Source organism: Sinomonas mesophila (genome assembly GCF_001999765.1).
GTDB lineage: Bacteria > Actinomycetota > Actinomycetes > Actinomycetales > Micrococcaceae > Sinomonas > Sinomonas mesophila.
Genome location: NZ_MTIC01000051.1, coordinates 1 through 1,072, shown reverse-complemented (window position 1 = coordinate 1,072; position 1,072 = coordinate 1). Strand labels below are relative to the sequence as shown.

General features: G+C 67.2%; 2 protein-coding genes. Both read left to right on the top strand.

Annotated features, from left to right (window positions below; all coding sequences use genetic code 11):
* Nucleotides 1–442: type 2 periplasmic-binding domain-containing protein (locus BV907_RS18035; protein WP_139346873.1), on the top strand; the 442-nt coding region annotated here is incomplete at its 5' end.
* 9 nt (nucleotides 443–451) lie between these two features.
* On the top strand, nucleotides 452–1,072 hold a 621-nt coding region (locus BV907_RS18030; protein WP_139346872.1), incomplete at its 3' end, for an ABC transporter permease subunit.

The following is a 1,072-nucleotide window of genomic DNA, read 5'->3' as shown; positions in this document are numbered from 1 at the left end:
GAACCCGCAGGGCCTCACGGTCGAGAACCTGTGCGGGAAGAACATCGCCGTCACCCAGGGCTCGACCGGCCAGCTCAAGCGCCTCCCTGCGCTCTCCGAGCAGACCTGCACGTCCAAGGGCCAGCCGGAGATTAACGCCGTGACGCTGCCGAACATCCAGGAGGCCCTGACGCAGCTGCACTCCAAGCGGATCGACGGCATCCTCTATGACACGACCGCCCTTGGGTGGGCCGCCAAGCAGCAACCGGGCTCCTTCGAGCTCATCGGCCGTGTCAATGTCGGCTCGAGCGACGTGACGGCGATCGGCATCAAGAAGGACTCGCCGCTCACGCCGGCGCTGCAGGCAGCTGTCCAGTCGGTCCTCGAGAGCCCGGAGTACACGGAGGCCCTCGAGACCTGGGGCCTCGAGTCCGGTGCCATCACCGACGCCAAGCTCAACTAAGGGTTGTCCATGCTGCAAACCATCACTCGCGGAAGCGAACCCACGGCGAACGCGTCCGGCTCTGCGCTCAAGCCCCGGATCCGGCTGCGGACGCCCTCGGAATACGCGGGCTGGGCGTTCAGCATCCTGCTCGCCCTCGGGATCCTGGCCTCGGTCCTGACGAACCCCAACTTCAAGTGGGGGGTGGTCGGGAAGTACTTCTTCGCGGAGTCGATCCTGCGCGGGCTCATGCTCACGATCTTCCTCACGGTCGCGAGCATGGCCCTGGGCACGCTGCTGGGCCTGGCCCTGGCGGTCATGCGCTCCTCGCACGTGAAGCCGGTCTCGATCGCCGCGAATCTCTACATCACGCTGTTCCGCGGCACCCCGGTGCTGGTCCAGCTGATCTTCTGGTTCAACATCTCCGCCCTCTACCCGGACCTGCGGATCGGGATCCCCTTCACCGACCTCGGCGTGGCCGTGGACACGAACGCGATCATGGGCCCGATCACCGCGGCCCTGGTGGGCCTGACGCTGAACGAGGCCGCCTACATGGCCGAGATCATCCGCGGCGGGTTCTCCGCCGTCGGCAAGGGCCAGATCGAGGCCGCCGACTCGCTCGGCATGAGCGCCGGGACGCGGATGCGCAAG